The organism is Curtobacterium sp. MCLR17_031 (assembly GCF_003234775.2).
GTDB lineage: Bacteria > Actinomycetota > Actinomycetes > Actinomycetales > Microbacteriaceae > Curtobacterium > Curtobacterium flaccumfaciens.
On the sequence record NZ_CP126270.1, the window covers coordinates 928,926 to 951,201 of the forward strand.

The 22,276-nt window shown below is 68.9% G+C and carries 19 protein-coding genes; 13 read left to right on the forward strand and 6 right to left on the reverse strand.

Features of this window, described 5'->3' with window-relative positions:
• Positions 1-366 precede the first annotated feature (366 nt).
• The 5 genes from DEI96_RS04555 to DEI96_RS04575 all read left to right on the forward strand — a co-directional run bounded on the left by DEI96_RS04555 (position 367) and on the right by DEI96_RS04575 (position 6,394).
• Positions 367-1,992 (forward strand): peptide ABC transporter substrate-binding protein, encoded by a 1,626-nt coding sequence (locus DEI96_RS04555; RefSeq protein ID WP_111022606.1) that lies wholly within the window; start codon positions 367-369, stop codon positions 1,990-1,992.
• A gap of 224 nt (positions 1,993-2,216) precedes the next feature.
• Complete coding sequence (locus DEI96_RS04560; RefSeq protein WP_111022607.1) at positions 2,217-3,146, forward strand: ABC transporter permease; 930 nt, start codon at positions 2,217-2,219, stop codon at positions 3,144-3,146.
• A complete protein-coding gene (locus tag DEI96_RS04565) occupies positions 3,136-4,086 on the forward strand; it encodes an ABC transporter permease (protein WP_111022608.1) in 951 nt (316 codons plus the stop codon). Before DEI96_RS04560 ends, DEI96_RS04565 begins: the two co-directional genes overlap by 11 nt.
• Positions 4,083-5,825, forward strand: coding sequence for a dipeptide ABC transporter ATP-binding protein (locus tag DEI96_RS04570; protein ID WP_071404173.1), 1,743 nt, complete (start codon positions 4,083-4,085; stop codon positions 5,823-5,825). The genes DEI96_RS04565 and DEI96_RS04570 overlap by 4 nt, the downstream gene beginning before the upstream one ends.
• 62 nt (positions 5,826-5,887) lie before the next feature.
• A complete protein-coding gene (locus DEI96_RS04575; protein ID WP_071404172.1) occupies positions 5,888-6,394 on the forward strand; it encodes a PH domain-containing protein in 507 nt (168 codons plus the stop codon).
• A gap of 179 nt (positions 6,395-6,573) precedes the next feature.
• Here DEI96_RS04575 and DEI96_RS04580 read toward each other — a convergent pair whose 3' ends face one another.
• The 3 genes from DEI96_RS04580 to DEI96_RS04590 are packed head-to-tail and all read right to left on the reverse strand — an operon-like array spanning position 6,574 to position 10,633.
• Entirely contained in the window at positions 6,574-8,718 is a 2,145-nt protein-coding gene (locus DEI96_RS04580) for a dipeptide ABC transporter ATP-binding protein (protein ID WP_111022609.1), read from the reverse strand.
• Entirely contained in the window at positions 8,711-9,649 is a 939-nt protein-coding gene (locus DEI96_RS04585; RefSeq protein WP_071404170.1) for an ABC transporter permease, read from the reverse strand. Before DEI96_RS04585 ends, DEI96_RS04580 begins: the two co-directional genes overlap by 8 nt.
• A 3-nt stretch (positions 9,650-9,652) precedes the next feature.
• Entirely contained in the window at positions 9,653-10,633 is a 981-nt protein-coding gene (locus tag DEI96_RS04590; protein WP_110864437.1) for an ABC transporter permease, read from the reverse strand.
• Between the two features lie 255 nt (positions 10,634-10,888).
• Between DEI96_RS04590 and DEI96_RS04595 the strand changes: the two genes are divergently transcribed.
• Complete coding sequence (locus DEI96_RS04595) at positions 10,889-12,607, forward strand: ABC transporter family substrate-binding protein (RefSeq protein WP_110864438.1); 1,719 nt, start codon at positions 10,889-10,891, stop codon at positions 12,605-12,607.
• Positions 12,608-12,818: 211 nt separating this feature from the next.
• Positions 12,819-13,283 carry a hypothetical protein gene (locus DEI96_RS04600; protein ID WP_111022610.1) on the forward strand — a complete coding sequence of 155 codons (465 nt, stop codon included), beginning with the start codon at positions 12,819-12,821 and terminating at the stop codon, positions 13,281-13,283.
• Between the two features lie 114 nt (positions 13,284-13,397).
• On the opposite strand, the gene DEI96_RS04605 is transcribed toward DEI96_RS04600, so the two are convergent.
• The 3 genes from DEI96_RS04605 to DEI96_RS04615 all read right to left on the reverse strand — a co-directional run bounded on the left by DEI96_RS04605 (position 13,398) and on the right by DEI96_RS04615 (position 15,484).
• Positions 13,398-13,949, reverse strand: coding sequence for a PH domain-containing protein (locus tag DEI96_RS04605; protein ID WP_111022611.1), 552 nt, complete (start codon positions 13,947-13,949; stop codon positions 13,398-13,400).
• A gap of 193 nt (positions 13,950-14,142) precedes the next feature.
• Positions 14,143-14,622, reverse strand: a complete 480-nt coding sequence (locus DEI96_RS04610) for a peroxiredoxin (RefSeq protein WP_071404167.1) — start codon at positions 14,620-14,622, stop codon at positions 14,143-14,145.
• 112 nt (positions 14,623-14,734) lie between these two features.
• Positions 14,735-15,484 carry a CPBP family intramembrane glutamic endopeptidase gene (locus DEI96_RS04615; RefSeq protein ID WP_111022612.1) on the reverse strand — a complete coding sequence of 250 codons (750 nt, stop codon included), beginning with the start codon at positions 15,482-15,484 and terminating at the stop codon, positions 14,735-14,737.
• A 121-nt stretch (positions 15,485-15,605) separates the two neighbouring features.
• Between DEI96_RS04615 and typA the strand changes: the two genes are divergently transcribed.
• From typA to dapC, 6 genes are all read left to right on the forward strand, one after another.
• Complete coding sequence (gene typA, locus DEI96_RS04620; RefSeq protein WP_027464562.1) at positions 15,606-17,528, forward strand: translational GTPase TypA; 1,923 nt, start codon at positions 15,606-15,608, stop codon at positions 17,526-17,528.
• A gap of 97 nt (positions 17,529-17,625) precedes the next feature.
• Complete coding sequence (locus DEI96_RS04625; RefSeq protein ID WP_220039109.1) at positions 17,626-18,819, forward strand: amidohydrolase; 1,194 nt, start codon at positions 17,626-17,628, stop codon at positions 18,817-18,819.
• Between the two features lie 117 nt (positions 18,820-18,936).
• The gene (locus DEI96_RS04630) at positions 18,937-19,485 is read left to right on the forward strand and encodes a hypothetical protein (protein WP_071404165.1); all 549 of its coding nucleotides are present in this window, start codon (positions 18,937-18,939) and stop codon (positions 19,483-19,485) included.
• Positions 19,486-19,504: 19 nt separating this feature from the next.
• On the forward strand, positions 19,505-20,689 hold the full coding sequence (locus tag DEI96_RS04635; protein ID WP_111022614.1) for a PIG-L family deacetylase: 1,185 nt from the start codon (positions 19,505-19,507) through the stop codon (positions 20,687-20,689).
• Between the two features lie 35 nt (positions 20,690-20,724).
• Entirely contained in the window at positions 20,725-21,042 is a 318-nt protein-coding gene (gene fdxA, locus DEI96_RS04640) for a ferredoxin (protein ID WP_017887060.1), read from the forward strand.
• Positions 21,043-21,054: 12 nt separating this feature from the next.
• Positions 21,055-22,173 (forward strand): succinyldiaminopimelate transaminase, encoded by a 1,119-nt coding sequence (gene dapC / locus DEI96_RS04645; protein WP_111022615.1) that lies wholly within the window; start codon positions 21,055-21,057, stop codon positions 22,171-22,173.
• The last annotated feature ends 103 nt before the right edge of the window (positions 22,174-22,276 follow it).

Genomic DNA, 22,276 nt, shown 5'->3' on the forward strand with positions numbered 1-22,276 from the left:
CGAACCGTCGTCCGGACTCGCTCCCACCGACAGTTCGTGACCACTCGGCGCGCCACCCTCGGCATGTCCTGACCGCTCGACGCAGCCCCCGAGCCGTACCCCTGAGCGATGCTCGGCCGTCCCCCGACTTGCACAGAAGTGTGACGGAGTGCAATGGATTTCATGCGGATGCAACAAAAACGCACCCTTCACCGACACGCGCGCGAATGTTGCATCTTGTCGCAAGGATCGTGCAAGTTGGTTACCGGCGTGTAACCGTTCGCCCCTGGGTTTGGACGCCGCTGTTCACCTTGCCTACGCTGCAAAGGTCAAACGCGCCCGGGCGACACCGCTGTGCCCTGCGCGTCCCATGCACCAGGAGGAACCTTGATCAAGAAGCGCGCCGGGCTCTCAGCCCTCGCCGTGCTCGGGGCCACAGCACTCGCCCTGACCGCCTGCTCCAGCAACAGCTCCGACGGGGGTGGCTCGGGCTCGGCGAACGCGTCCGGGATCGTCACCACGAACGGGAGTGAGCCGCAGAAGCCCCTCATCCCGTCGAACACCACCGAGACCGGTGGCGGCAAGGTCATCGACTCGCTGTTCGAGGGCCTCGTCTCGTACGACGCCGACGGCAAGCCCGTCAACGAGGTCGCGAAGAGCATCGACACCGATGACTCGAAGACCTTCGACATCAAACTGAACACGGGTTACACCTTCACGAACGGCGAGAAGGTCACCGCCGAGTCCTTCACGAAGGCGTGGAACTGGGCGGCCCAGTTCTCGAACAAGCAGAGCGCCTCGTACTTCTTCGAGAACATCGAGGGGTACAACGCCGAGAAGGACTCCGAGCTCACCGGCCTCAAGGTCGTGAACGACGACGAGTTCACCGTGAAGCTGAAGTCGGCACAGTCCGACTTCCCGCTCTCGCTCGGCTACTCGGCCTTCGTGCCGCTGCCGTCGGCGTTCTACGACGACACCAAGGCGTTCGGTGAGAACCCGATCGGCAACGGTCCGTACAAGCTCGACGGCAAGAAGGCCTGGACCCACAACCAGTCCATCAAGCTCGTCGCCAACAAGGACTACGAGGGCAAGCGCAAGCCGAAGAACGGTGGTCTGACGATCACGTTCTACACCTCGCAGGACACCGCCTACGCGGATGCTCAGGGCGGCAACCTCGATGTCCTCGACGCCGTGCCGGACGCCAACTTCCAGACGTACAAGTCCGACTTCCCGGACTCGAACGTCAACCAGCCCGCCGCGATCTTCCAGGGCATCTACCTGCCCTACTACCTGGACCACTGGAAGGGTGAAGAGGGCAAGCTCCGTCGCGAGGCCGTCTCGATGGCGATCAACCGCAAGGAGATCACCGACAAGATCTTCGACGGCACCCGCACCCCGGCCAAGGACTTCACCTCGCCGGTGATCGCCGGTTGGAACGACGACCTCGAGGGCTCTGACGTCCTGGAGTACGACAAGTCCGAGGCCAAGAAGCTCTGGGCCGAGGCCGACAAGATCTCGAAGTACGACGACACCCTCACCATCACGTACAACGCCGATGGTGGACACCAGGCATGGGTGACCGCGGTCACGAACTCGATCTCGAGCACGCTCGGCATCAAGGCCGAAGGCAACGCGATCCCGACGTTCCAGGAGGCCCTCGACCTCCAGACGAACGACAAGCTCACGGGCGGCAGCCGCACCGGTTGGCAGGCCGACTACCCCTCGCTGTACAACTTCCTCGGCCCGACCATGGGCAAGGGCTCGTCGAGCAACTACGCGCGCTACGACTCGGCTGAGTACAACGAGCTGCTCGCGAAGGGCCGTTCGGCAGCCACTGTCGAAGAGGGCAACAAGATCTTCGACCAGGCTCAGGAACTCCTGTTCGAGGACCTGCCCGAGATCCCGCTCTGGTACTCCAACGTGACCGGTGTCTGGAACGCGGACAAGGTGTCGAACGTCAAGTTCGGCTGGAACTCGGTGCCGCTGTACTACGACGTCGAGGTCAAGAACTGACCCTGGTCTCGTAGAGACCACCACGCGAGCAGGTATCCTGCCTCGCGACCACCGGACGGGGGTTCGGGGGCCACATGGTCCCCGAACCCCCGTACCGCGGCGGTAAGACCTTCCCCCACACCGCGGGCGCCCTCCCGCACCGGACTTCCGTGCCGACCCTCGGACCGTCCACCCCTCACCACAATGAACCTGATCGACATCGCTCCGGACCGGGCAGTGATCTGATGCTCTGGTACCTCGGCAAGCGCCTCCTGCAACTCATCCCCGTGTTCTTCGGGGCCACGTTCCTCATCTACTTCATGGTCTTCTCGCTGCCCGGCGACCCGATCGCCGCGCTGTTCGGCGACCGCCAGCCGACACCGCAGGTGATCGAGCAGCTGCGACAGCAGTACAACCTCGACAAGCCGTTCATCGTGCAGTACCTGCTCTGGATCGGCGGCGTGTTCCGCGGCGACCTCGGCGTGACGTACTCGGGTCTGCCGGTCAGCTCGCAGCTCGCCTCGGCGTTCCCGATCACCGCCCGTCTGGCGATCCTGGCGCTGCTGTTCGAATCGGTCGCCGGCATCGTCGTCGGTGTCATCGCTGGTCTGCGCAAGGGCAAGCTGTTCGACGCCACCGCACTCGTCGTGTCGCTGCTGCTCATCTCGGTCCCGACCTTCGTCGTCGGGTTCCTGCTGCAGTACGTCTTCGGCATCAACCTCGGACTGTTCCGGGTGACGGTGTCCGGCGAAGCGCCGTGGGACGAACTCGTGTTGCCCGCGATCGTGCTCGCCTCGGTGTCGTTCGCGTACATCGTGCGTCTGACGCGCGCGAGCGTCGCCGAGAACATGAGTGCTGACTTCGTCCGCACCGCGACGGCCAAGGGCCTGCCCCGTCGTCGTGTCGTCGGCGTGCACATCTTCCGCAACTCACTCATCCCCGTGGTGACGTACCTGGGTGTCGACATCGGCAACCTGATGGTCGGCGCCGTGGTGACCGAGGGCATCTTCAACATCCACGGTGTGGGTGGCACGGTGTTCCAGGCCGTCAAGCTCGGCGAAGGACCGACCGTCGTGTCGTTCGTCGCCGTGATGGTCATCATCTTCATGCTCGCCAACCTCCTGGTCGACCTGCTCTACGCCGTCCTGGACCCGAGGATCCGCTATGCCAAGTAACGCCGCATCCCGCTCGGCGACGCACTACGTCGCTCCGATCGAGGAGACCCCGCTCCAAGCGGTCGACCAGGTCGACGAGAACGAGAAGACCCGGTCCACCTGGACCGATGCCTGGGACTCCATGCGTGTCCGCCCGATGTTCTGGGTGTCCGCCGTGCTCATCCTGCTCATCATCGTCGTGGCGTTGTTCCCTGGCCTCTTCACGCACATCGACCCGAGGAAGGCGATCCTCGCCAAGAGCAACGAAGGCTCGGAAGCAGGCCACATCTTCGGGTACAACCGCCAGGGCTACGACGTGTACTCACGTGTCATCTGGGGTGCACGGAACTCGCTGATCGTCGGCATCGTCGCCACGGTGCTGGTCACGATCGTCGGTGTCATCATCGGCGCTCTCGCCGGCTTCTACGGCGGATGGCTCGACACGATCGTGTCCCGCATCGCGGACATCTTCTTCTCCATCCCCACCGTGCTCGGCGCAATCGTGATCATGTCGGTCATCCCGGCGCGGAACGCGATCACAGTGGCGTTGGTCCTCGCCGCGTTCGCCTGGCCGCAGATCGCTCGCATCATGCGTGGTGCCGTGCTCAGCGCGAAGCAGTCCGACTATGTGATGGCCTCGGCCGCGCTCGGCGTGAGCCGCTTCAAGACGCTGGTCCGTCACGTGATCCCGAACTCCGTGGCCCCGGTCATCGTCGTGTCGACGGTGTCGCTCGGCACGTTCATCGTGGCTGAGGCGACCCTGTCGTTCCTCGGCATCGGGCTCCCGGACTCAGCGCTCAGCTGGGGCCTCGACATCGGAACCGCACAGGTCTCGATCCGAACGGCACCGTCGACGATCTTCTGGCCGTCGGCAGCCCTGTCCATCACCGTGCTCGCGTTCCTGCTCCTCGGTGACGTGGTGCGCGACGCGCTCGACCCGAAGGCGAGGGCCCGCCGATGAGCGAGACACTGACCCAGACGAACAGCAGCCGCACCGGCGGTTCCGGCGCCCCGCTGCTCGAGATCACCGACCTGCAGGTCGGCTTCAAGACCCAGAGCGGCCTCGTGCAGGCCGTCCGCGGCGTCAACCTCACCCTCGAGCAGGGCGAGCGCCTGGCCATCGTCGGCGAGTCCGGTTCGGGCAAGTCGACGAGCGCCCAGGCGATCATCAAGCTGCTCCCCGGCACCGGTGAGGTCACCGGTGGCTCGATCAAGTTCAACGGGCGCGAGCTCGTCGGGCTGAGCGACAAGGAGATGTCGGAGATCCGCGGGAAGGAGATCGGCTACGTCCCCCAGGACCCGATGTCGAACCTCAACCCGCTGTGGTCGATCGGCTTCCAGGTCGAAGAAGCGATCCGTGCGAACGGCATGGCGACCGGCAAGAAGGCCGTCCGTGACCGTGCTGTCGAGGTCCTGCAGGAGGCCGGCCTCGGCGACGCCTCGACCCGCCTGAAGCAGTACCCGCACGAGTTCTCCGGCGGCATGCGCCAGCGCGTGCTCATCGGCATCGGTCTGTCGAGCCGCCCGCAGCTGCTCATCGCCGACGAGCCGACGAGCGCGCTCGACGTGACCGTCCAGCGCGTCATCCTCGACCACCTCGAGAGCCTGACCCGCGACTTCGGCACCTCGGTGCTGTTCATCACGCACGACCTCGGCCTCGCCGCCGAGCGCGCCGAGAAGCTCGTCGTGATGTACAAGGGCCAGGTCGTCGAGGCCGGTCCCTCGAAGGAGATCCTCGCCAACCCGCAGCACCCGTACACGCAGCGGCTCGTCGCGGCGGCCCCGTCGCTGGCCAGCCGTCGCATCCAGTCGAAGGTGCAGCACGCACGCGTCGACATCGCCGACGCCGGCAACGACGACGCCGAGCTGATCGCCCGGGCCCAGGAGCGCGAACACCGTCCGGCCGAGGACCTCATCGTGGTGAAGAACCTCGAGAAGGTCTACAAGCTGCGCGGCAAGAGCCTCGCCACCCGCGAGCTCAAGGCCGTCGACGACGTGTCGTTCTCGATCCAGAAGGGCACCACCACGGCGCTCGTCGGCGAGTCCGGTTCGGGCAAGTCGACCGTCGCGAAGCTCGTCCTGCAGCTCGAGAGCATCACGAGCGGCACAGTGCAGTTCGACGGCATCGACATCGGCGCGCTGAAGGGCAAGGACCTCTTCGACTTCCGCCGTCGCGTGCAGCCGGTGTTCCAGGACCCGTACGGCTCCCTGGACCCGATGTACAACGTCGGGAACACGATCGCCGAGCCGCTCGCCACGCACAAGGTGGGCGACAAGGCATCGCGTCGCGCCCGGGTGCTCGAGCTGCTCGACCAGGTCGCGCTGCCGAAGTCGATGGTGAACCGCTACCCGAACGAGCTGTCCGGTGGCCAGCGACAGCGCATCGCCGTCGCTCGCGCGCTGGCGCTCAAGCCGGAGGTCATCGTCCTCGACGAGGCCGTCTCCGCGCTCGACGTGCTCGTGCAGGGGCAGATCCTCGACCTGCTCACCGAGCTGCAGACCGAGCTCGGCCTGACGTACCTGTTCATCACGCACGACCTCGCGGTCGTCCGCCTCGTCGCGGACAACGTGTGCGTCATGCGCCGTGGGCAGATCGTCGAGAAGGCGACGACCGACGAGGTCTTCGCCGCCCCGAAGGAGCAGTACACGAAGGACCTCCTGGCCGCCATCCCCGGCGCCGGGTTCGAGTTCGGACGCTGATCCACCTGGACACGAACGAGGCCGGACGCCCCGTCGTCCTCCGCGCTGGTCGCGGGGGCGCGGTGGCGTCCGGCCTCGTCGCCGTCCTGGGCCTGTTCCTGCTCGGCGATGCGGCGTTCCGGGGGAGCTGGGACGTCGTCCTCCGTGCCGCCGGCCCGATCGCCGTGCTCGTCTGGGCGCTCTGGGTCCTGACCTACCGTCCGTGCATCGTCATCGACGAGCGCGCGGTCACCGTGGTCAACCCGCTCCGCCGCACCGTGGTGCCGTGGCAGGCCGTCGCCGACGTCCGGCTCCGCTGGCAGATCGTGATCGAGACGGTCGCCGGCCGGAAGGTCCAGTGCTGGGGCGGGCCGTCGCTGCCGCGGCCGAAACCGGCCCGGCGCGGTGAGCGGGCCGTCCTGCGACAGCCCGACGAGATGACGGTGCTGCTCGACCGCTGGTCCGAGCACCGCGACGGCACCGGCGCCGGCGACGCCGTGCGCGGCTGGGACGTGCCGGCCCTGGCGGTCGGCGCAGCGGCGCTGGCGCTGCTCGCCGCCTCGCTGCTCAGCCTGTGGCTGGGAGCCTGACGCGGCTCGCGATCGCGACCACACGACGGACGGGAGGCCCGGTACCAGCTGGTACCGGGCCTCCCGTCCGTCTGCTGGTCACGTCCACTGCCGCGCTCTGTGAGCAGGAATGGTCGAGTCCGCGGACGGGACCCGACCCTTCCTGCTCACGATCTGGAGCGGTGAACGTGACCGGGTCGTCAGACGACCGCGCCGACCCGCTCGGTGAGCAGGTGCTCCTGGTCGGTCTGGATGCAGGCGACACCGCGGCCGTGCACGGGCTCGAGACCCGGGTCGATCGTGCGGCACTGCTCCTGCCGGCCCTCGTCGAGGAGCTGGTAGAGCGGGCAGCGCGTGCGGAACCGGCAGCCGTCGATGCGCTCCGTGGGGGAGGGCAGGTCGCCGTCGAGCAGGATGCGCCCGCGGGCGGCCTCGGCCATGGGGTCCGGCACCGGCACGGCCGACAGCAGCGCCCGGGTGTACGGGTGCTGGGGGTCCGAGAACACCGCGTCGCCGTCGCCGTACTCGACGATGCGGCCGAGGTACATGACCGCGACGTCGTCGGCGATGTGCCGGACGACGGACAGGTCGTGCGCCACGAACAGGTAGGACAGCCCGAGGCGGTGCTTGAGGTCCTCGAGCAGGTTGATCACACCGGCCTGCACCGAGACGTCGAGCGCGGAGACCGGCTCGTCGAGCACCAGGATCTTCGGCTCGACGATGAGCGCACGGGCGATGCCGATGCGCTGCCGCTGGCCGCCGGAGAACTCGTGCGGGTACCGGTCGATGTAGCTCGGCTCGAGCCCGACCAGCTCGAGGACCTCGCGCACCCGCCGGCGGATCTCGTCCTTCGCGACGCCGTGCACGGTGAGGGGTTCACCGATCACCGAGCCGATGTCGAGGCGCGGGTCGATCGACGCCATCGGGTCCTGGAACACGACCTGGATGTCGCGGCGCAGTGCCAGACGGTCCTTCTTGGACAGCGAGGCGGTGTCGACGCCGTTCACCCGGATGGTGCCGTGCTGGGCCCCGGCGAGCTCGAGGATCTCCATGATGGTGGTCGTCTTGCCGCAGCCGGACTCGCCGACCAGACCGAGCACCTGGCCGCGCTTGAGCGTCAGGGAGATGCCGTCCACCGCGTGCACCTCGCCGATCTGCCGGCGGAAGAGCGCGCCCTTGGTGAGCGGGAACGTCTTGACGACGTCCTGCAGCTCGAGCACGACCTCGTCGCCGTGGTCGACCGCTGCCTCGGGGACGTCCTCGGGGCGGGGGAAGATCTCCGAGCGCTCGAGGGTGCCCGCGGCGATCTCGTCGCGACGGATGCACGCGGCGGTGTGGTCGTCGAGCAGGGTGCCGTTGCCGATCGTCTGGACGGCACCGGTCAGGACCGGGTTGTCGGCGCTCTGCGGCACCGTCGGTGCGACGAGGGCGGGTTCGCCGTCGCGGCACGCGTCGATGACGGCGGGGCAGCGGGCGGCGAACGGGCAGCCGGTCGGCTTCTGCGTGAGCAGGGGCGGGCGGCCGTCGAGCGGGACGAGCCGCTCGGTGCGGGCGGACGTCATGTTCGGCATCGAGCGGAGCAGCCCGATCGTGTACGGCATCACCGGTTCACGGAACAGGGGGAGCACCGGCGCCGTCTCGACGATCCGGCCGGCGTACATCACGGCGACGCGGTCGGCGTTGCCGGCGACGACGCCGAGGTCGTGCGTGATGAGCACGACGGCCGCACCGGTCATGTCCTTGGCGGTCTGCAGCACGTCGAGGATCTGCGCCTGGATCGTCACGTCGAGCGCCGTGGTGGGCTCGTCCGCGATGATCAGCTTCGGGTCGTTCGCGATGGCGATGGCGATCATCGCGCGCTGGCGCATGCCGCCGGAGAACTCGTGCGGGAACGCGTCCAGTCGTCGCGCCGGGTTCGGGATGCCGACGATGCGCAGGAGTTCCTCGGCGCGGGTGCGTGCGGCGTGCTGGGTGAGGGAGCGGTCGTGCAGGCGCAGGCCCTCGATGATCTGCTGGCCGATCGTGTACACCGGCGTCAATGCGGACAGCGGGTCCTGGAACACCATCGCGATGTCGCGGCCGCGCAGCGCCGACATCTCGCGGTCGTTCCGGCCGACGAGCTCCTGCCCGTCGAACCGGATGCTGCCCTGCACCTGGGCGGACGACGGCAGCAGGCCCATCACGGCCATCGAGGACACCGACTTGCCGGAACCCGACTCGCCCACGATGCCGAGGAACTCACCGGGGGCCACCGAGTAGTCGACACCCCGGACCGCGTAGACGGGCTTGGTCTTCGGGTTGAACGTGACCGACAGGTCGGACACGGTGAGCAGCGGCTCAGTCACGGTTGGCTCCGGAGGTGGGGTCGATGGCGTCGCGTAGGGCGTCGCCGAGCAGGCTGGTCGAGAGCACGGTCGCGACGAGGGTCGCGGCGGGCAGGACGAACAGCCACGGGCGGGTGACGGCGGACTGGCTGCCGGCGGCGAGCAGGGTGCCGAGCGACACGTCGGGGATCTGGATGCCGAAGCCGAAGAAGCTCAGCGAGCTCTCCGCCAGGATCGCGGCGCCGACGCCGAGCGTGGCGTCGATGATGAGCAGCGACGCCACGTTCGGCAGGATGTGCCGACGGATGATCGTGAACGCCGGGACGCCCATGAACCGGGCGGCCTTGACGTAGTCGCGTTCGCGGAGCGACATCGTCTGACCGCGGATCACCCGGGCCATCACCATCCAGCTGAACACCGCGAGGCCGACGATGAGGGCAACCCACGTCAGGTTCTTGAACACCGGGCTGAGCAGCACGAGCGCGTAGAACGACGGGATCACGAGCAGCAGGTCGATGACCCACACGAGCAGCCGGTCGGTGAGGCCGCCGAAGTACCCGGCGATCGCGCCGACGATGCCGGCGATCAGGGTCGCTGCCGGTCCGGCGATCAGGCCGATGAGCAGCGACTTCTGCAGGCCGACCAGGGTCTGCGCGTAGATGTCCTGGCCGATGTCGTTCGTGCCGAACCAGTGCGCAGCGCTCGGCGGCATGCCGAACGCCAGCCCGTCGGAGTCGACGGCGTTCCAGTGGTACAGGTACGGGCCGAGGAACGCCCAGAGGATGATGAGGAGCAGGGCGCTGCCGCCGATGCGCGCGCGCCAGGTGCCGAACACCTTGCGCCAGAGCGGGGTGCGGCCGCCCTTCACCTCGATGACGTGCGCCGGCGTCCCGGCGTTGCCGTCGCCGGGGTCACCGGCGGTGGTCGTGGTCGTGGGGTCGAGAACAGACACGGGTCACACCCTCACTCGCGGGTCGAGCGCGGCGTACAGCAGGTCCGCGAGGGTCCCTGCGATGAGCACGAGGATCGCCGTGAAGAGGATCGTGCCCGACGCCGCGTTGATGTCGTTGTTGCTGATGCTCTGGACGAAGTACTCGCCCATGCCGTGCCAGCTGAAGACCAGCTCGGTGATGCTCGCGCCGGTCAGGATGAGTCCGAACGAGTACGCGAAGAAGGTCGACATCGGGATGAGGGCGACCCGCACACCGTGGCGCATGATCGCCGAGCCGCGGGTGCGGCCCTTCGACCGTGCGGTCCGGATGAAGTCGTTCGACAGCACGTCGAGCATCGCCGAGCGCTGGTAGCGCGAGTAGGTGGCGACGGCGCCGATGGTCAGCGAGATCGTCGGTAACAACAGGTGCACGAGCCGGTCGCCGAGCACCGGGAAGAACCCGGTCACCCCCGGCGTGTACTCGCCGGTGAACCGGATCACCTGCGTCCCGACGCCCTGGTTGAGCGTGGTCGCGAGGATCATCAGCACGACCGCGATGACGAAGGTCGGGGTGGCGAGCACCGCGAACGACAGGTACGTCGACACCTGGTCGGAGGTGCGGTACTGCCGGACCGCGTTCCAGACGCCGAGGAGCACCCCGAGGATCGCGCCGAGCAGTGTGCCGATCACGAGCAGCCGCAGGCTCGTCCCGGAGCGGGCGATGATGTCGGCCGTCACCTCGGTGCCGCGGGTGCTCATGCCCAGCGAGCCGTGCGTCACCAGCCCGACCCACCAGTCCCAGGTGCGGACGAGGAGCGGGGTGTCCGGATCGGCGCCGAGCTTGCGGAGCGACGCCTGGATGGTGCCCGGCGGCACGGCCGGGTTGCGCCCCAGGAACCGGGCTGCCGGGTTGAGCGTCGTGCTGGCGAGGATGTACCCGAGCGTGGTCGCCACGATCGTCAGGACGATGTAGTTGACGATCCGCTTTGCGATGAAGGCGAGCATGTGGTTCGTGACCTCTGGGTGCGGCCGTCCGACCGGACGGCGTTGTCGGTGGCGACAGGCTAGCCGTTCGAGCGACTGGGTGGGACAACGGAAGTGACGCTATGCAACATTCGTTACGAGCGTGTTTCGATTCATCGCACAGACCCTTGTGCCGCCTTCGGATGTGGCTAGGGTTCTCAACCAACAGGCGCGACGGCGGGGGCCGCCGCGGTCCAGCGCGATCTGCGCGAACCACAACGAAAGGGAATCCTCGCCATGCGAAAGAGGATCAAGGGCATCGCCGTCCTGGCCACCGCTGCGGCAGCTGCCGTCGTGCTGGCAGGCTGCTCCGGCGGCGGAGAAGCGGGCGGCGACAACTCCGCGGTCGCCGAGTCGTCGCTGAAGTCGACCGGCTGGACCGTCGCGGACCGCGCCGACGTCAAGGACGGCGGGTCGATCACCCTGCCGATCGACACAGCTCCGGCGAACTGGCAGCTGCTCAACCTGGACTCGGGGACCGTCGACGACACGACGATCTCGCAGACCTACCTGCCGAGCTTCATCCAGTTCAAGGAGAACGGCGAGTGGGAGGCGAACAAGGACTACGCGACGTCCGTCGAGCTGACCAAGGACTCGCCCCAGACCGTCGAGATCAAGATCAACCCGAAGGCCGTGTGGTCGGACGGCACCCCGATCAGCGCGAAGGACGTCATCGCGAACTGGAAGGCGCTGAACGGCTCCGACAAGGCCTTCGCGCCGCTGTCCACCAACGTGTGGGAGGACGTGGACTCGGTCAAGCAGGGCTCCGACGAGCGTGACGTCATCATGACGTTCTCGAAGACCAACGCCGACTGGGCGAGCGTCTTGACCGCCATCTACCCGTACTGGGCCGTCGACACCCCGGACCACTTCAACAAGGCCTGGGCCAAGGCGCCGTACGCCGCCGACGGCAAGACCTACGTCTCCGGTGGTCCGTACATCCTGAAGTCCTTCGACACCAACGGTGGCGTCGTGACCTTCGAGAAGAACTCGAAGTGGTGGGGTGACGAGGGCAAGCTCGACACGATCGTCTTCAAGACGGTCTCGCGTGACGGCGTCGCCCAGGCGTACGGCAACAAGGAGCTCGACGCGTTCAACCTGAACGGCAGCGCCGACAACCTCAAGACGGCGAACTCGCGGTCCGACTCGAAGATCGAGCGCTCGCTCGGCACCACGCAGCGTCAGATCACGCTGAACGGTACCTCGGACGTCTTCAAGGACCAGGACGTGCGCCAGGCGTTCGCACAGGCCATCAACCGCAAGGTCGTGGCCCAGGCGATCCTGTCGCCGGTGAAGAGCCCGGGCGACGTGCTCAACAACCTCGTCTACCTGCCCGGACAGCAGGGCTACGAGGACGACGCGTCGAGCGTCTACGGCTACAGCACCGACAAGGCGAAGTCGAAGCTCGAGGACGCCGGCTGGAAGATCGGCTCGGACGGCTACGCGACCAAGGGCGGCAAGGAACTCGACGTCCGCTTCGTGATCCCGTCGGACAACCCGAACTCGGCGAACGTCGCGCAGCTCGTGCAGCAGCAGACCAAGCTCGCCGGCTTCAAGGTGACCATCGACACCGTGCCCACCGACGACTTCTTCACGAAGTACATCACCACGACGACGCGTGACTTCGACGCCACGTACTTCGCGTGGCAGGGCACCCCGTTCCCGATCTCGTCGCTGAAGTCGATCTACTACCCCGCCGACGCCGGCCAGAACTACACCGGCGTGACGGACGACTCGCTCGGTGCCGCGTGGGACAAGGCGAACGGCGAGCTCGACCCGGATGCCCGCATCAAGGACGCGCAGGCCATCGACAAGAAGATCGTCGCGGTCGCCGGCACCATCCCGCTGTTCGCCGAGCCGTACGCCTGGGGTGTGCGCAAGGACCTGGTGAACTACGGTCCGGCGCAGTTCCAGCAGTCCTCGGTCAAGTGGCAGGACGTCGGCTACACGAAGTAGTCGGCACCGCGTTCACGAACGACACCGTTCACGAACGACACGGTTCACGAACGACACCCTCGACGTCGCACGACGTCGGGGGTGTCGTTCCTTGCCGGGCCTGTCGCCTGCTCAACTGCCAGGACCTTCATTTGACGCGTGATGTTGTGTCCTGCAACCCTTGCCGAGGGCGGTAGGGGCTATCGCCCTTCGCGAGACAAGGGGCAAATTCATGCGAAAGAAGAAGATGATGATGGGCGTCGCAGCGATGACGCTCGCGTTCTTGGGGTTCACCGCCACGTCGGCGAGCGCTGCCGAGGTCGTCATCGTGCACATCGGCGGGAGCACGGTCGTCGGTGGGTCGAACACCTTCAAGGACGACAGCGGCAAGACCAACGTCTACCGGACCACTGCAACCTTCAGTGAGGTGAAGTCGACCAGCGCACGGTTGGTGAGCTTCCGTGTGTGCTTCAGCCGCACCGGTGGCGGGCAGGCGACGCTGTCGCCGTACACGCGGAACTCGACTGGGGCCAGCGGAACGTTCTGGGATTCGGGCGTCTACAAGGTGATCACTTCTGGCACTTGCTACACGTACAAGCCCAACAAGGTTTACAAGAAGGGATCCAACGGTGAGATCGTTCGGGTCGTGAACCGCATCACGCCGAACCGCGAGGAGACCGTCGGCTTCTACCGCTGAGCACAGCTGTGGACGGAAAGTCCCAACGACACCCCCGACGTCGCACGACGTCGGGGGTGTCGTTCTGCGTCGGGCTGCCGGCCGACCGGACCGGCCGCGACGACTGCGCGACCGCTAGAACCGTGCCGCCGCCAGCGACGCCGCGACCCCGAGGACGACCATCGCCAGGATCGTCCAGCCGTGGGTGCGGTGCGTGATCGGCGCAGCCGTCACGGTCGACGGGGGTGGGCCGTCCTGCTCGGCCGGGGCGGGCACGTGGGCCAGCATCCGCGCGGCCGCAGCGTCGACGTCCAGGCGATCCGGGCCTCCCGGCTGGTCACCGGTGTGCGCGGCGAGACGCGCCGTCGGACGGGTCGCGATCCAGACGCGGCGGACGCCCTCACTGGTGACCACCTCGATGCCGTACTTCGTGCGCACCTCGCTGATGCGGGACCAGGTGTAGGTGCTGGTCCGCCGGACGTCCACGATGCGCAGGTGCTCCGGCGTCAGCTCGATCCGGGGACGCCAGAGCGCAGCCCAGGCGACGAACGCGACGGCGATGCTCGGGATCGGCACGAGCCAGGGGGCGCCGCCGCCGAGCAGCGCCAGTGGGACGAGCACGACGGCCACGACCCAGAGGACGACGGCGAGGGCGCGCAGGCCGGGGGCGACGATGGTGGTGGGCACCGGACGAGGGTACGAGATGCCTCCCCGGAGACGCCCGGGGAGCGGGTGTGACACACCGGCGCGTATCTCCGGACGACCCGATTCCCCGGGGAGGCAGATCCTGGACGGACCCTCGTGCCGTCAATGGTCGTCGCCCCCAGTTGGGGTGTCAATACCCCATCGCGACGCATTCAGGGGAATCCCACGCCGAGGACTACGAAACGAGCAGTTCGATCTGTTCGCGGATCGTCTCGGCCTTCGGGAACCGCAGGCCGACCAGACCGACGTGCCGCCACCGGACCACGCCGTCGGGGCCGATCACGAAGACCGACCGACGCAGACCGATGCCGGGGGCCTGCACCCCGTAGGCACGGATCACCGAGCCGGCGGTGTCGCTGAGCAACGGGAACGCGAGCGAGGACCCGCGGGCGAACCCCTCGTGCGAGTCGAGTGCCTGCGGGCTGATGCCCCACACGGTCGCGCCGAGGTCGGTGAACTCGTCGAGTTCGGCCTGGTAGCTGCAGAGCTGCGCCGTGCAGACCGCCGTCGCGTCGCCCGGGTAGAAGGCCAGCACGACGGTCCGGCCGATCTCGGCGGACAGGTCGTACTCGTCGTCGGAGCGGACGCCGCCGCGCACGACCATCCCCGGCAGGGTGAACGACGGGGCGGACTCGCCGATCGCGGGGATGCTCATGCGTCTCACGGTAGGGCGGCCCGGCGGTGGTTGCCCCTCGGCGCGCTGAGCGGGGGCTGTGGATGCGCCCGCGACGCGCTGAACGGCCAGCGACGCGTCGACGCCCCGCGGCCTACGAGAACAACTGCGGGAACGCGTGCGCCACCCAGGGGTACCCGACGAAGACCACCGCGTCGAGCAGGGCGTGCGTGATGACGAGCGGCAGGAGTCGGCCCCACCTCGTGTAGATCCAGCCGAACACGACGCCCATCACCGCGTTGCCGATGAACGCCCCGAACCCCTGGTACAGGTGGTAGCTGCCGCGCAGCAGAGCGGTCGACAGGATCATCTGCCAGCGGCCCCAGCCCAGGTCGCCGAGTCGGGCGTAGAGGTACCCGATCACGATCACCTCTTCCTGCAGGCCCGAGCGGATCGCGGACAGCAGCAGGACCGGGACCGTCCACCAGTACGAGTTCAGCGCGGCAGGGTCGACCGCGACGGTGATGCCGAGCGCCCGCCCCGCGAAGTACAGCGCGAGCCCCGGGATCCCGATGCACAGGGCGATGAGCGCCGGGCCGCCCAGGTCCGGCTTCGCCCGGAACCGGTCGATCCCGAGCCGGCCCAGGTGGGGTCGCGACGTGCTCCACAGCAGGTAGCAGACGAGCGCCACCGGGGCCAGGTCCACCGCGATGCCGAGGAGCTGCCGGGCGAGGTCGACGTACTGCACCGTCGTCGACGAGGTGTTCAGCGCCGTCGACTGCTCGCCGAGCGGGGTCCTCTGCGACAGGTCGTCGATGATCTGCAGGATCGAGTAGAGGGCGCTGGCACCGAGCGAGAGCAGCAGGACGATGGTGATCTCGACCCACGTTCGCCGACGGCTCATGCGCTGTACTCCTGTCGCTTGCGAACTACCGGTAGACTGGCGTGTCGGGCGTTCTGCCCACGGGTGCGGTGCTGTGAAAACACTGGCCCGACACTCTCCCAGAAATTGAAGGATGTCCTGTATGGCGCTCGCCACCCGGTCCGACCTGCGCAACGTCGCCATCGTGGCACACGTCGACCACGGCAAGACCACCCTCGTCGACGCGATGCTCACGCAGACCAACTCGTTCGACGCCCACTTCGAGGGCGAAGACCGCATGATGGACTCGAACGACCTCGAGCGCGAGAAGGGCATCACGATCCTCGCGAAGAACACGTCGGTGCTCTACAACGGCAAGCACGCGACCGAGTTCGGCGCGGACGGCCCCATCACCATCAACGTGATCGACACGCCCGGCCACGCCGACTTCGGTGGTGAGGTCGAGCGCGGCCTCTCCATGGTCGACGGTGTCGTGCTGCTCGTCGACGCTTCCGAAGGTCCCCTGCCCCAGACCCGCTTCGTGCTGCGCAAGGCGCTCGCCGCGAAGCTCCCGGTGATCCTGCTCGTCAACAAGACGGACCGGCCCGACTCCCGCATCGACGAGGTCGTCTCCGAGTCGCAGGACCTGCTCCTGGGCCTCGCCTCCGACCTGTCGGACGAGGTCGACGACCTCGACCTCGACGCGATCCTCGACGTCCCGGTGGTCTACGCCTCGGGTCGCAACGGCGCCGCGTCGCGCAACAAGCCGAACGACGGCGAGCTGCCCGACAACGACGACCTCGAGCCGCTGTTCGAAGCGATCCTCCAGCACGTCCCGGCCCCGAAGTACGACGACGAGCACCCGCTGCAGGCGCACGTCACGAACCTCGACGCCTCCCCGTTCCTCGGTCGCCTGGCGCTCCTGCGCATCTTCCACGGCACCATGAAGAAGGGCCAGACGGTCGCGTGGGTCAAGCACGACGGCACCGTCGTCAACGCCCGCATCACCGAGCTCCTCATCACGAAGGCGCTCGACCGCTACCCGGCCGAGTCGGCGGGCCCCGGTGACATCGTCGCCGTCGCCGGCTTCGACACGATCACCATCGGCGAGACCCTGACCGACCCCGAGGACGTCCGCCCGCTGCCGACCATCACGGTCGACGACCCGGCGATCTCGATGACGATCGGCACGAACACCAGCCCGCTCGTCGGCAAGGTCAAGGGCCACAAGCTGACCGCCCGCATGGTCAAGGAGCGCCTCGACCGCGAGCTCGTCGGCAACGTCTCGCTCAAGGTCCTCGACATCGGCCGCCCCGACGCGTGGGAGGTCCAGGGTCGTGGTGAGCTCGCACTCGCCATCCTGGTCGAGCAGATGCGTCGCGAGGGCTTCGAGCTCACCGTCGGCAAGCCGCAGGTGGTCACGAAGCGTGACGAGAACGGCAAGCTGCAGGAGCCGTACGAGCACATGACGATCGACACGCCGGAGGAGTACCTCGGCGCGATCACGCAGCTCATGGCCGCCCGCAAGGGCCGCATGGAGAACATGACGAACCACGGCACCGGCTGGGTGCGCATGGAGTTCATCGTCCCGTCGCGCGGCCTGATCGGCTTCCGCACGTCGTTCCTCACGGAGACCCGCGGCACCGGCATCGCCAACGCGATCTTCCACGGCTACGACGAGTGGGCCGGCGCGATCCAGACCCGCATCAACGGCTCGATCGTCTCCGACCGCTCCGGTGTGGTGACGCCGTTCGCCATCACGAACCTCCAGGAGCGGATGTCGTTCTTCGTCAACCCGACCGAAGAGGTCTACGAGGGCATGGTCATCGGCGAGAACTCGCGCGCCGACGACATGGACGTGAACATCACCAAGGAGAAGAAGCTCACCAACATGCGGTCGGCCAACGCCGACACGTTCGAGTCGATGACGCCCTCGCGTCAGCTCTCGTTGGAGGAGTGCCTCGAGTTCGCCCGTGAGGACGAGTGCGTCGAGGTCACCCCCGCCGCCGTGCGCATCCGCAAGGTCGAGCTGGACGCTTCGGCTCGCCAGCGCTCCTACGCGCGTCTCAAGCGCCAGGACGCGTAAGCACCAGCGGCAACACCCGCGGAGGCCCGTCCTCCGTCCGACGGCCCGGTCACCTGCAACAGGTGGCCGGGCCGTTCGCGGTTGTACCGTGGTCAGCGTGACTCTCGACCTGCTCTCGATCTACCAGGACCTGCACGCCCACCCGGAGCTCGGCTTCCAGGAGCACCGCACCGCCGGTGTCATCACTGCGAAGCTCGCCGAGATCGGTGGGATCGAGGTGACGACGGGCGTCGGCGGCACCGGCGTCGTCGGTGTCGTGTCGAACGGCGAGGGCCCCGTGGTCTGGCTCCGCGCCGACATGGACGGCCTGCCCGTGCAGGAACGCACCGGCCTGTCCTACGCCAGCGAGCACGTCGGCACCGACGACGAGGGCCGCGAGGTCCCCACCATGCACGCCTGCGGCCACGACATCCACGTCACGTGGCTGCTCGGCACGCTCGAGCGCCTGGTCGCGACCACGGGGGACTGGCGCGGCACGGTCGTCGCCGTCTTCCAGCCCGCTGAAGAGGTCATCTCCGGCGCCCGCGCGATGGTCGAGGACGGCCTGGTCGAGCGGTTCCCGAAGCCGGACGTCGTGCTCGGGCAGCACTCCGCACCCGCACCGGTCGGCATCGTCGCGGTGGGCACCGGCCCCGTTATGGCGTCGAGCGACCGGCTGACGGTGACCTTCAACGGCCGTGGGGCGCACGGTTCGGCGCCGCAGGCCTCGCTCGACCCGGTCGTCACCGCGGCCTCGGCCGTCGTGCGGCTGCAGACGGTCGTCGCCCGCGAGGTCTCGCCGAGCGACGCGGGGGTCGTCACCGTCGGCAGCTTCCACGCCGGCACGCGGGCGAACATCATCCCCGACGAGGCCGTCATCGAGATCTCGACCCGGGCCCGCAACGAGGAGACGCGCCAGCGCATCATCGCCTCGATCGAGCGCATCGTCCGGGCCGAGAGCACGGCCGGAGGCCTGCCCGAGCCGACGATCGTGCGCGCGCCGGGCGCCGAGGTCACCGTGAACGACGCCGAGGCCGCCGCCACCGTGCTCGAGGCCATCCGCGCCGAGGTGCCGGGAGCCCGCGACCTCGAGATCGGGCTCGCCATGGCGTCGGAGGACGTCGGCCAGCTCGCCACCGCCGCCGGAGCGCCGCTCGTGTACTGGTTCACGGGCATCACCGACCCGGAGCGCTTCCGCCGCGGCGAGGAGATCCCGAGCAACCACTCGCCGTTCTACGCGCCGCAGGCCGAGACCGCGATCCCGGTCGGCGTCGACGCCCTGGTCGCGGCGACGCGCGCCTACGTCGCCTGAACCGTCCGTCGGGAAGGAGGCCCGGGGCGGCCCCGCCGCGCACGTGACCGCCCCGGGGACGGCACGTTCACAGCCAACTCGCGCCGGGCCTCCCGGCTCGTCCGTTACGGTCGCGCCATGCGTTCCCTCCGTACCCCGCTGATCGCCGCCGTCGCTGCCGGCATCGCCCTGGCCGGACTCACCGGCTGCTCGACCCAGGCCGTGCAGCAGGCCACCGACCTCGGGTCCTCCGTCGCGTCGAACGTCGCCGACGGGGTCGCCGGCATCGACGGCAAGGCGATCCAGGACGGCATGTCCTCGGTCGCCGGGGGCATCGACGGCGCGCTCGACACGGCGCTCAAGGGCGCCGACGTGACCTCCGACGGCAAGGTGCCGGACGGGTTCCCGTCGGCCGACGTCCCGCTCGTCGACGGCACCGTGCTCGGCGGGGGAGCCGGCCCGAACGGCTCCGGGTGGGTCGCGCAGGTCCGGGCGGCCTCGGTCGACGACTTCCAGGCCGCCGTGCAGCAGCTCACCGACGCCGGGTACACCGAGTCGGCCAAGCGTGCCGACTCGTCGAGCGCGTTCGGCATGTTCCGGAGCGACGCCTACCGTGTCGTCCTGACCTTCTCGGAGACCAAGGACAGCGGCGGCGTCACGGCGACCTACATCGTCACGCCCCGCTAGTCCCGTACCCTTGGGGACGATGTCGAAGGCCCCTGCCACGCGCCCCGAGCGCGTCCTGATCGTGCACGCCCACCCCGACGACGAGACGCTCTCGTCGGGCGGGACCATCGCGACGCTGCTCGAGCGCGGCGCCGAGGTGACCGTGCTCACCGCGACCCGAGGCGAGCGCGGTGAGATGCTCACGGAGCAGTTGGCGCCGCTGGCGGGCGACCCCGCGCAGGTGGCGCGGCACCGGGAGACCGAGATCGCCGCGGCCCTCGCTGCCCTCGGCGGTCCGCAGCACCTGTGGCTCGGCGGGCGCGGTGCCCGGCCGACCGACCTGCCGGAGCGTCGCTACGTCGACTCGGGCATGCAGTGGGGCCCGGACGGGCGGGCCACCGCCGCGGACGACGCCCCGGCCGACTCGCTGACGGCGGCGGACCTGGGCGAGGTCGTCGACGACGTCCGCGCCGCGATCCGCTCCACCGGTGCCGACGCCGTGATCAGCTACGCCGACGACGGCGGCTACGGGCACCCCGACCACGTGCGGATGCACCACGCGGCGCAGTACGCGGCCCGAGCCGAGGAAGTCCCGTTCTCGATGATCGTCGACCCCGCCAGCGGCCAGGCCGACGTCACGGTCGACGTCCTGCCGGTCCGGGCCAAGGTGCGTGCGGCGGTCGAGCAGTACCGCTCCCAGGTCGCCGTCGACCCCGTGGACCCCGCCGACCCGAGCGCTCTGTCGTGGGTGATGCCGCACGGCGTCCGGCAGCACGCCCCGGCGGTCGAGGCGTTCCGGCACGACGCGGCCCCGCAGCCGGCGGCCCCGCAGACCTACGCCGAGATGTCCGGCCAGGGCAAGGCCGCGGCGGTCGTGGTCTCGCTGCTGCTCGGGCTGCTCGCCGGCGGGCTCGGGACGGTCACGCACCAGCAGACGCTCGGGGCGTTCCCGGTCGGGCTCGTCGTCACCACCCTCATCGTGCTCGGCCTGACCGTGGGCGTGCGGCTCGTCTACCGCTCGCGGACGATGGTCGCCGCGATCGGCATCGGGATCCTCGTCGCGACGCAGGTGCTCGTGTCGGTCGGCGGGGAGAGCTCGCCGCTCGTCCTCGCCAACGCTGCCGGGTACGTGTGGACCTTCGCCCCCGCGGTCATCGCCGCCCTGGTCCTCGCGTGGCCGGACCTGTCGGGGCTGCGGTCCCGGACGGCCCCGGGCCGCGAGTAGACTCGAACCCGCTCGTCGAAGGGAGCACCCGAACCGTGACCTACGTGATCGCCCAGCCCTGTGTCGACGTCAAGGACCGTGCCTGCATCGACGAATGCCCGGTCGACTGCATCTACGAGGGTGACCGCTCGCTCTACATCCACCCCGACGAGTGCGTCGACTGCGGTGCGTGTGAGCCGGTCTGCCCCGTCGAGGCCATCTACTACGAGGACGACCTGCCCGACCAGTGGGCCGACTACTACAAGGCCAACGTCGAGTTCTTCGACGAGGTCGGGTCGCCCGGCGGCGCTGCGAAGGTCGGCGTGATCCACAAGGACCACCCCGTCGTCGCGGCCGAGCCCGTCCGCGGCTGACCGGACCCCCTCGTGGCGCTCGACCTCCCCGACTTCCCCTGGGACCAGCTCGTCCCGTTCAAGCAGCGCGCCGCGGCGTACGAGGGCGGCATCGTCGACCTCAGCGTCGGATCGCCCGTCGACCCCACGCCCGAGGTCGTCCGCACCGCCCTGGCCACCGCGACCGACGCGCACGCCTACCCGCAGGTCGCCGGCACCCCGGCACTGCGGCAGGCCATCGCCGACTGGTACGGCCGCCGGCACGGCGTCGCCCTGACCGAGGCGAACGCGCTGCCGACGATCGGCTCGAAGGAGTTCATCGCGGGCCTCGCGCTCTGGCTCGGCATCGGGCCCGGTGACACCGTGGTGTTCCCGGCCGCCGCGTACCCGACGTACGAGCTCGGCGCCGCACTGGTCCGCGCCGAGGCCCTCGCGTCGGACGACCCGGCGGCGTGGCCGTCCACCACGAAGCTCGTGTGGCTGAACTCCCCGGGCAACCCGGACGGCCGCGTGCTGACCATCGACGAGCTCCGTGCCGCCGTGGTGCGCGCCCGCGAGCTGGGGGCCGTCATCGTCGGCGACGAGTGCTACGCCGAGCTCGGGTGGGACCCGGAGTACGCCACCACCCCGACGCCCACGATCCTCGACCCCCGCGTGGTCGGTGACTCGCTCGACGGCGTGCTCAGCGTGTACTCGCTGTCGAAGCAGTCGAACCTCGCCGGCTACCGTGCGGCCTTCGTCGCCGGTGACGCCGCGATCCTGGCCGATGTCCTGGCCGTCCGGAAGCACGCCGGGCTCATGCCGCCGCTGCCCGTGCAGCAGGCCATGGTCGTCGCGCTCCAGGACGAGACCCACGTGCAGCAGCAGAAGGCCCGCTACCGGGCGCGCCGGAACATGCTCCGGCGAGCACTCGAGGATGCCGGGTTCCGGATCGACCACAGCGAGGCCGGGCTCTACCTCTGGGCGACCCGGGGCGAACCCGCACTCGACACCGTGGCCTGGCTCGCCGACCGCGGGATCCTCGTCGCACCGGGCACGTTCTACGGCGCAGCGGGGGGCGAGCACGTCCGCGTGGCCCTGACGGCGACCGACGAGCGCATCGCCGCAGCGTCGCAGCGACTGGCGAGCAGCCGTCGCCTCGGCACCGCGTAGCACGGACACGAGTCGTTCCGGTGGTGCCCGCAATCCCTGGGAACCACCAAATCGTCACCTGGGATGTGTGCACGACCGACAGGTGCCGCGATTAGGCTGTCCT

What these genes read in the sequence shown, in the direction of transcription:
- DEI96_RS04630 (WP_071404165.1), top strand. Translation starts at nt 18,937, where the DNA reads ATGCGTTCCCTCCGTACCCCGCTGATCGCCGCCGTCGCTGCCGGCATC.
- DEI96_RS04615 (WP_111022612.1), bottom strand. Translation starts at nt 15,484, where the DNA reads ATGAGCCGTCGGCGAACGTGGGTCGAGATCACCATCGTCCTGCTGCTC.
- DEI96_RS04560 (WP_111022607.1), top strand. Translation starts at nt 2,217, where the DNA reads ATGCTCTGGTACCTCGGCAAGCGCCTCCTGCAACTCATCCCCGTGTTC.
- DEI96_RS04595 (WP_110864438.1), top strand. Translation starts at nt 10,889, where the DNA reads ATGCGAAAGAGGATCAAGGGCATCGCCGTCCTGGCCACCGCTGCGGCA.
- typA (WP_027464562.1), top strand. Translation starts at nt 15,606, where the DNA reads ATGGCGCTCGCCACCCGGTCCGACCTGCGCAACGTCGCCATCGTGGCA.
- DEI96_RS04610 (WP_071404167.1), bottom strand. Translation starts at nt 14,622, where the DNA reads ATGAGCATCCCCGCGATCGGCGAGTCCGCCCCGTCGTTCACCCTGCCG.
- DEI96_RS04600 (WP_111022610.1), top strand. Translation starts at nt 12,819, where the DNA reads ATGCGAAAGAAGAAGATGATGATGGGCGTCGCAGCGATGACGCTCGCG.
- DEI96_RS04565 (WP_111022608.1), top strand. Translation starts at nt 3,136, where the DNA reads ATGCCAAGTAACGCCGCATCCCGCTCGGCGACGCACTACGTCGCTCCG.
- DEI96_RS04590 (WP_110864437.1), bottom strand. Translation starts at nt 10,633, where the DNA reads ATGCTCGCCTTCATCGCAAAGCGGATCGTCAACTACATCGTCCTGACG.
- DEI96_RS04570 (WP_071404173.1), top strand. Translation starts at nt 4,083, where the DNA reads ATGAGCGAGACACTGACCCAGACGAACAGCAGCCGCACCGGCGGTTCC.
- DEI96_RS04635 (WP_111022614.1), top strand. Translation starts at nt 19,505, where the DNA reads ATGTCGAAGGCCCCTGCCACGCGCCCCGAGCGCGTCCTGATCGTGCAC.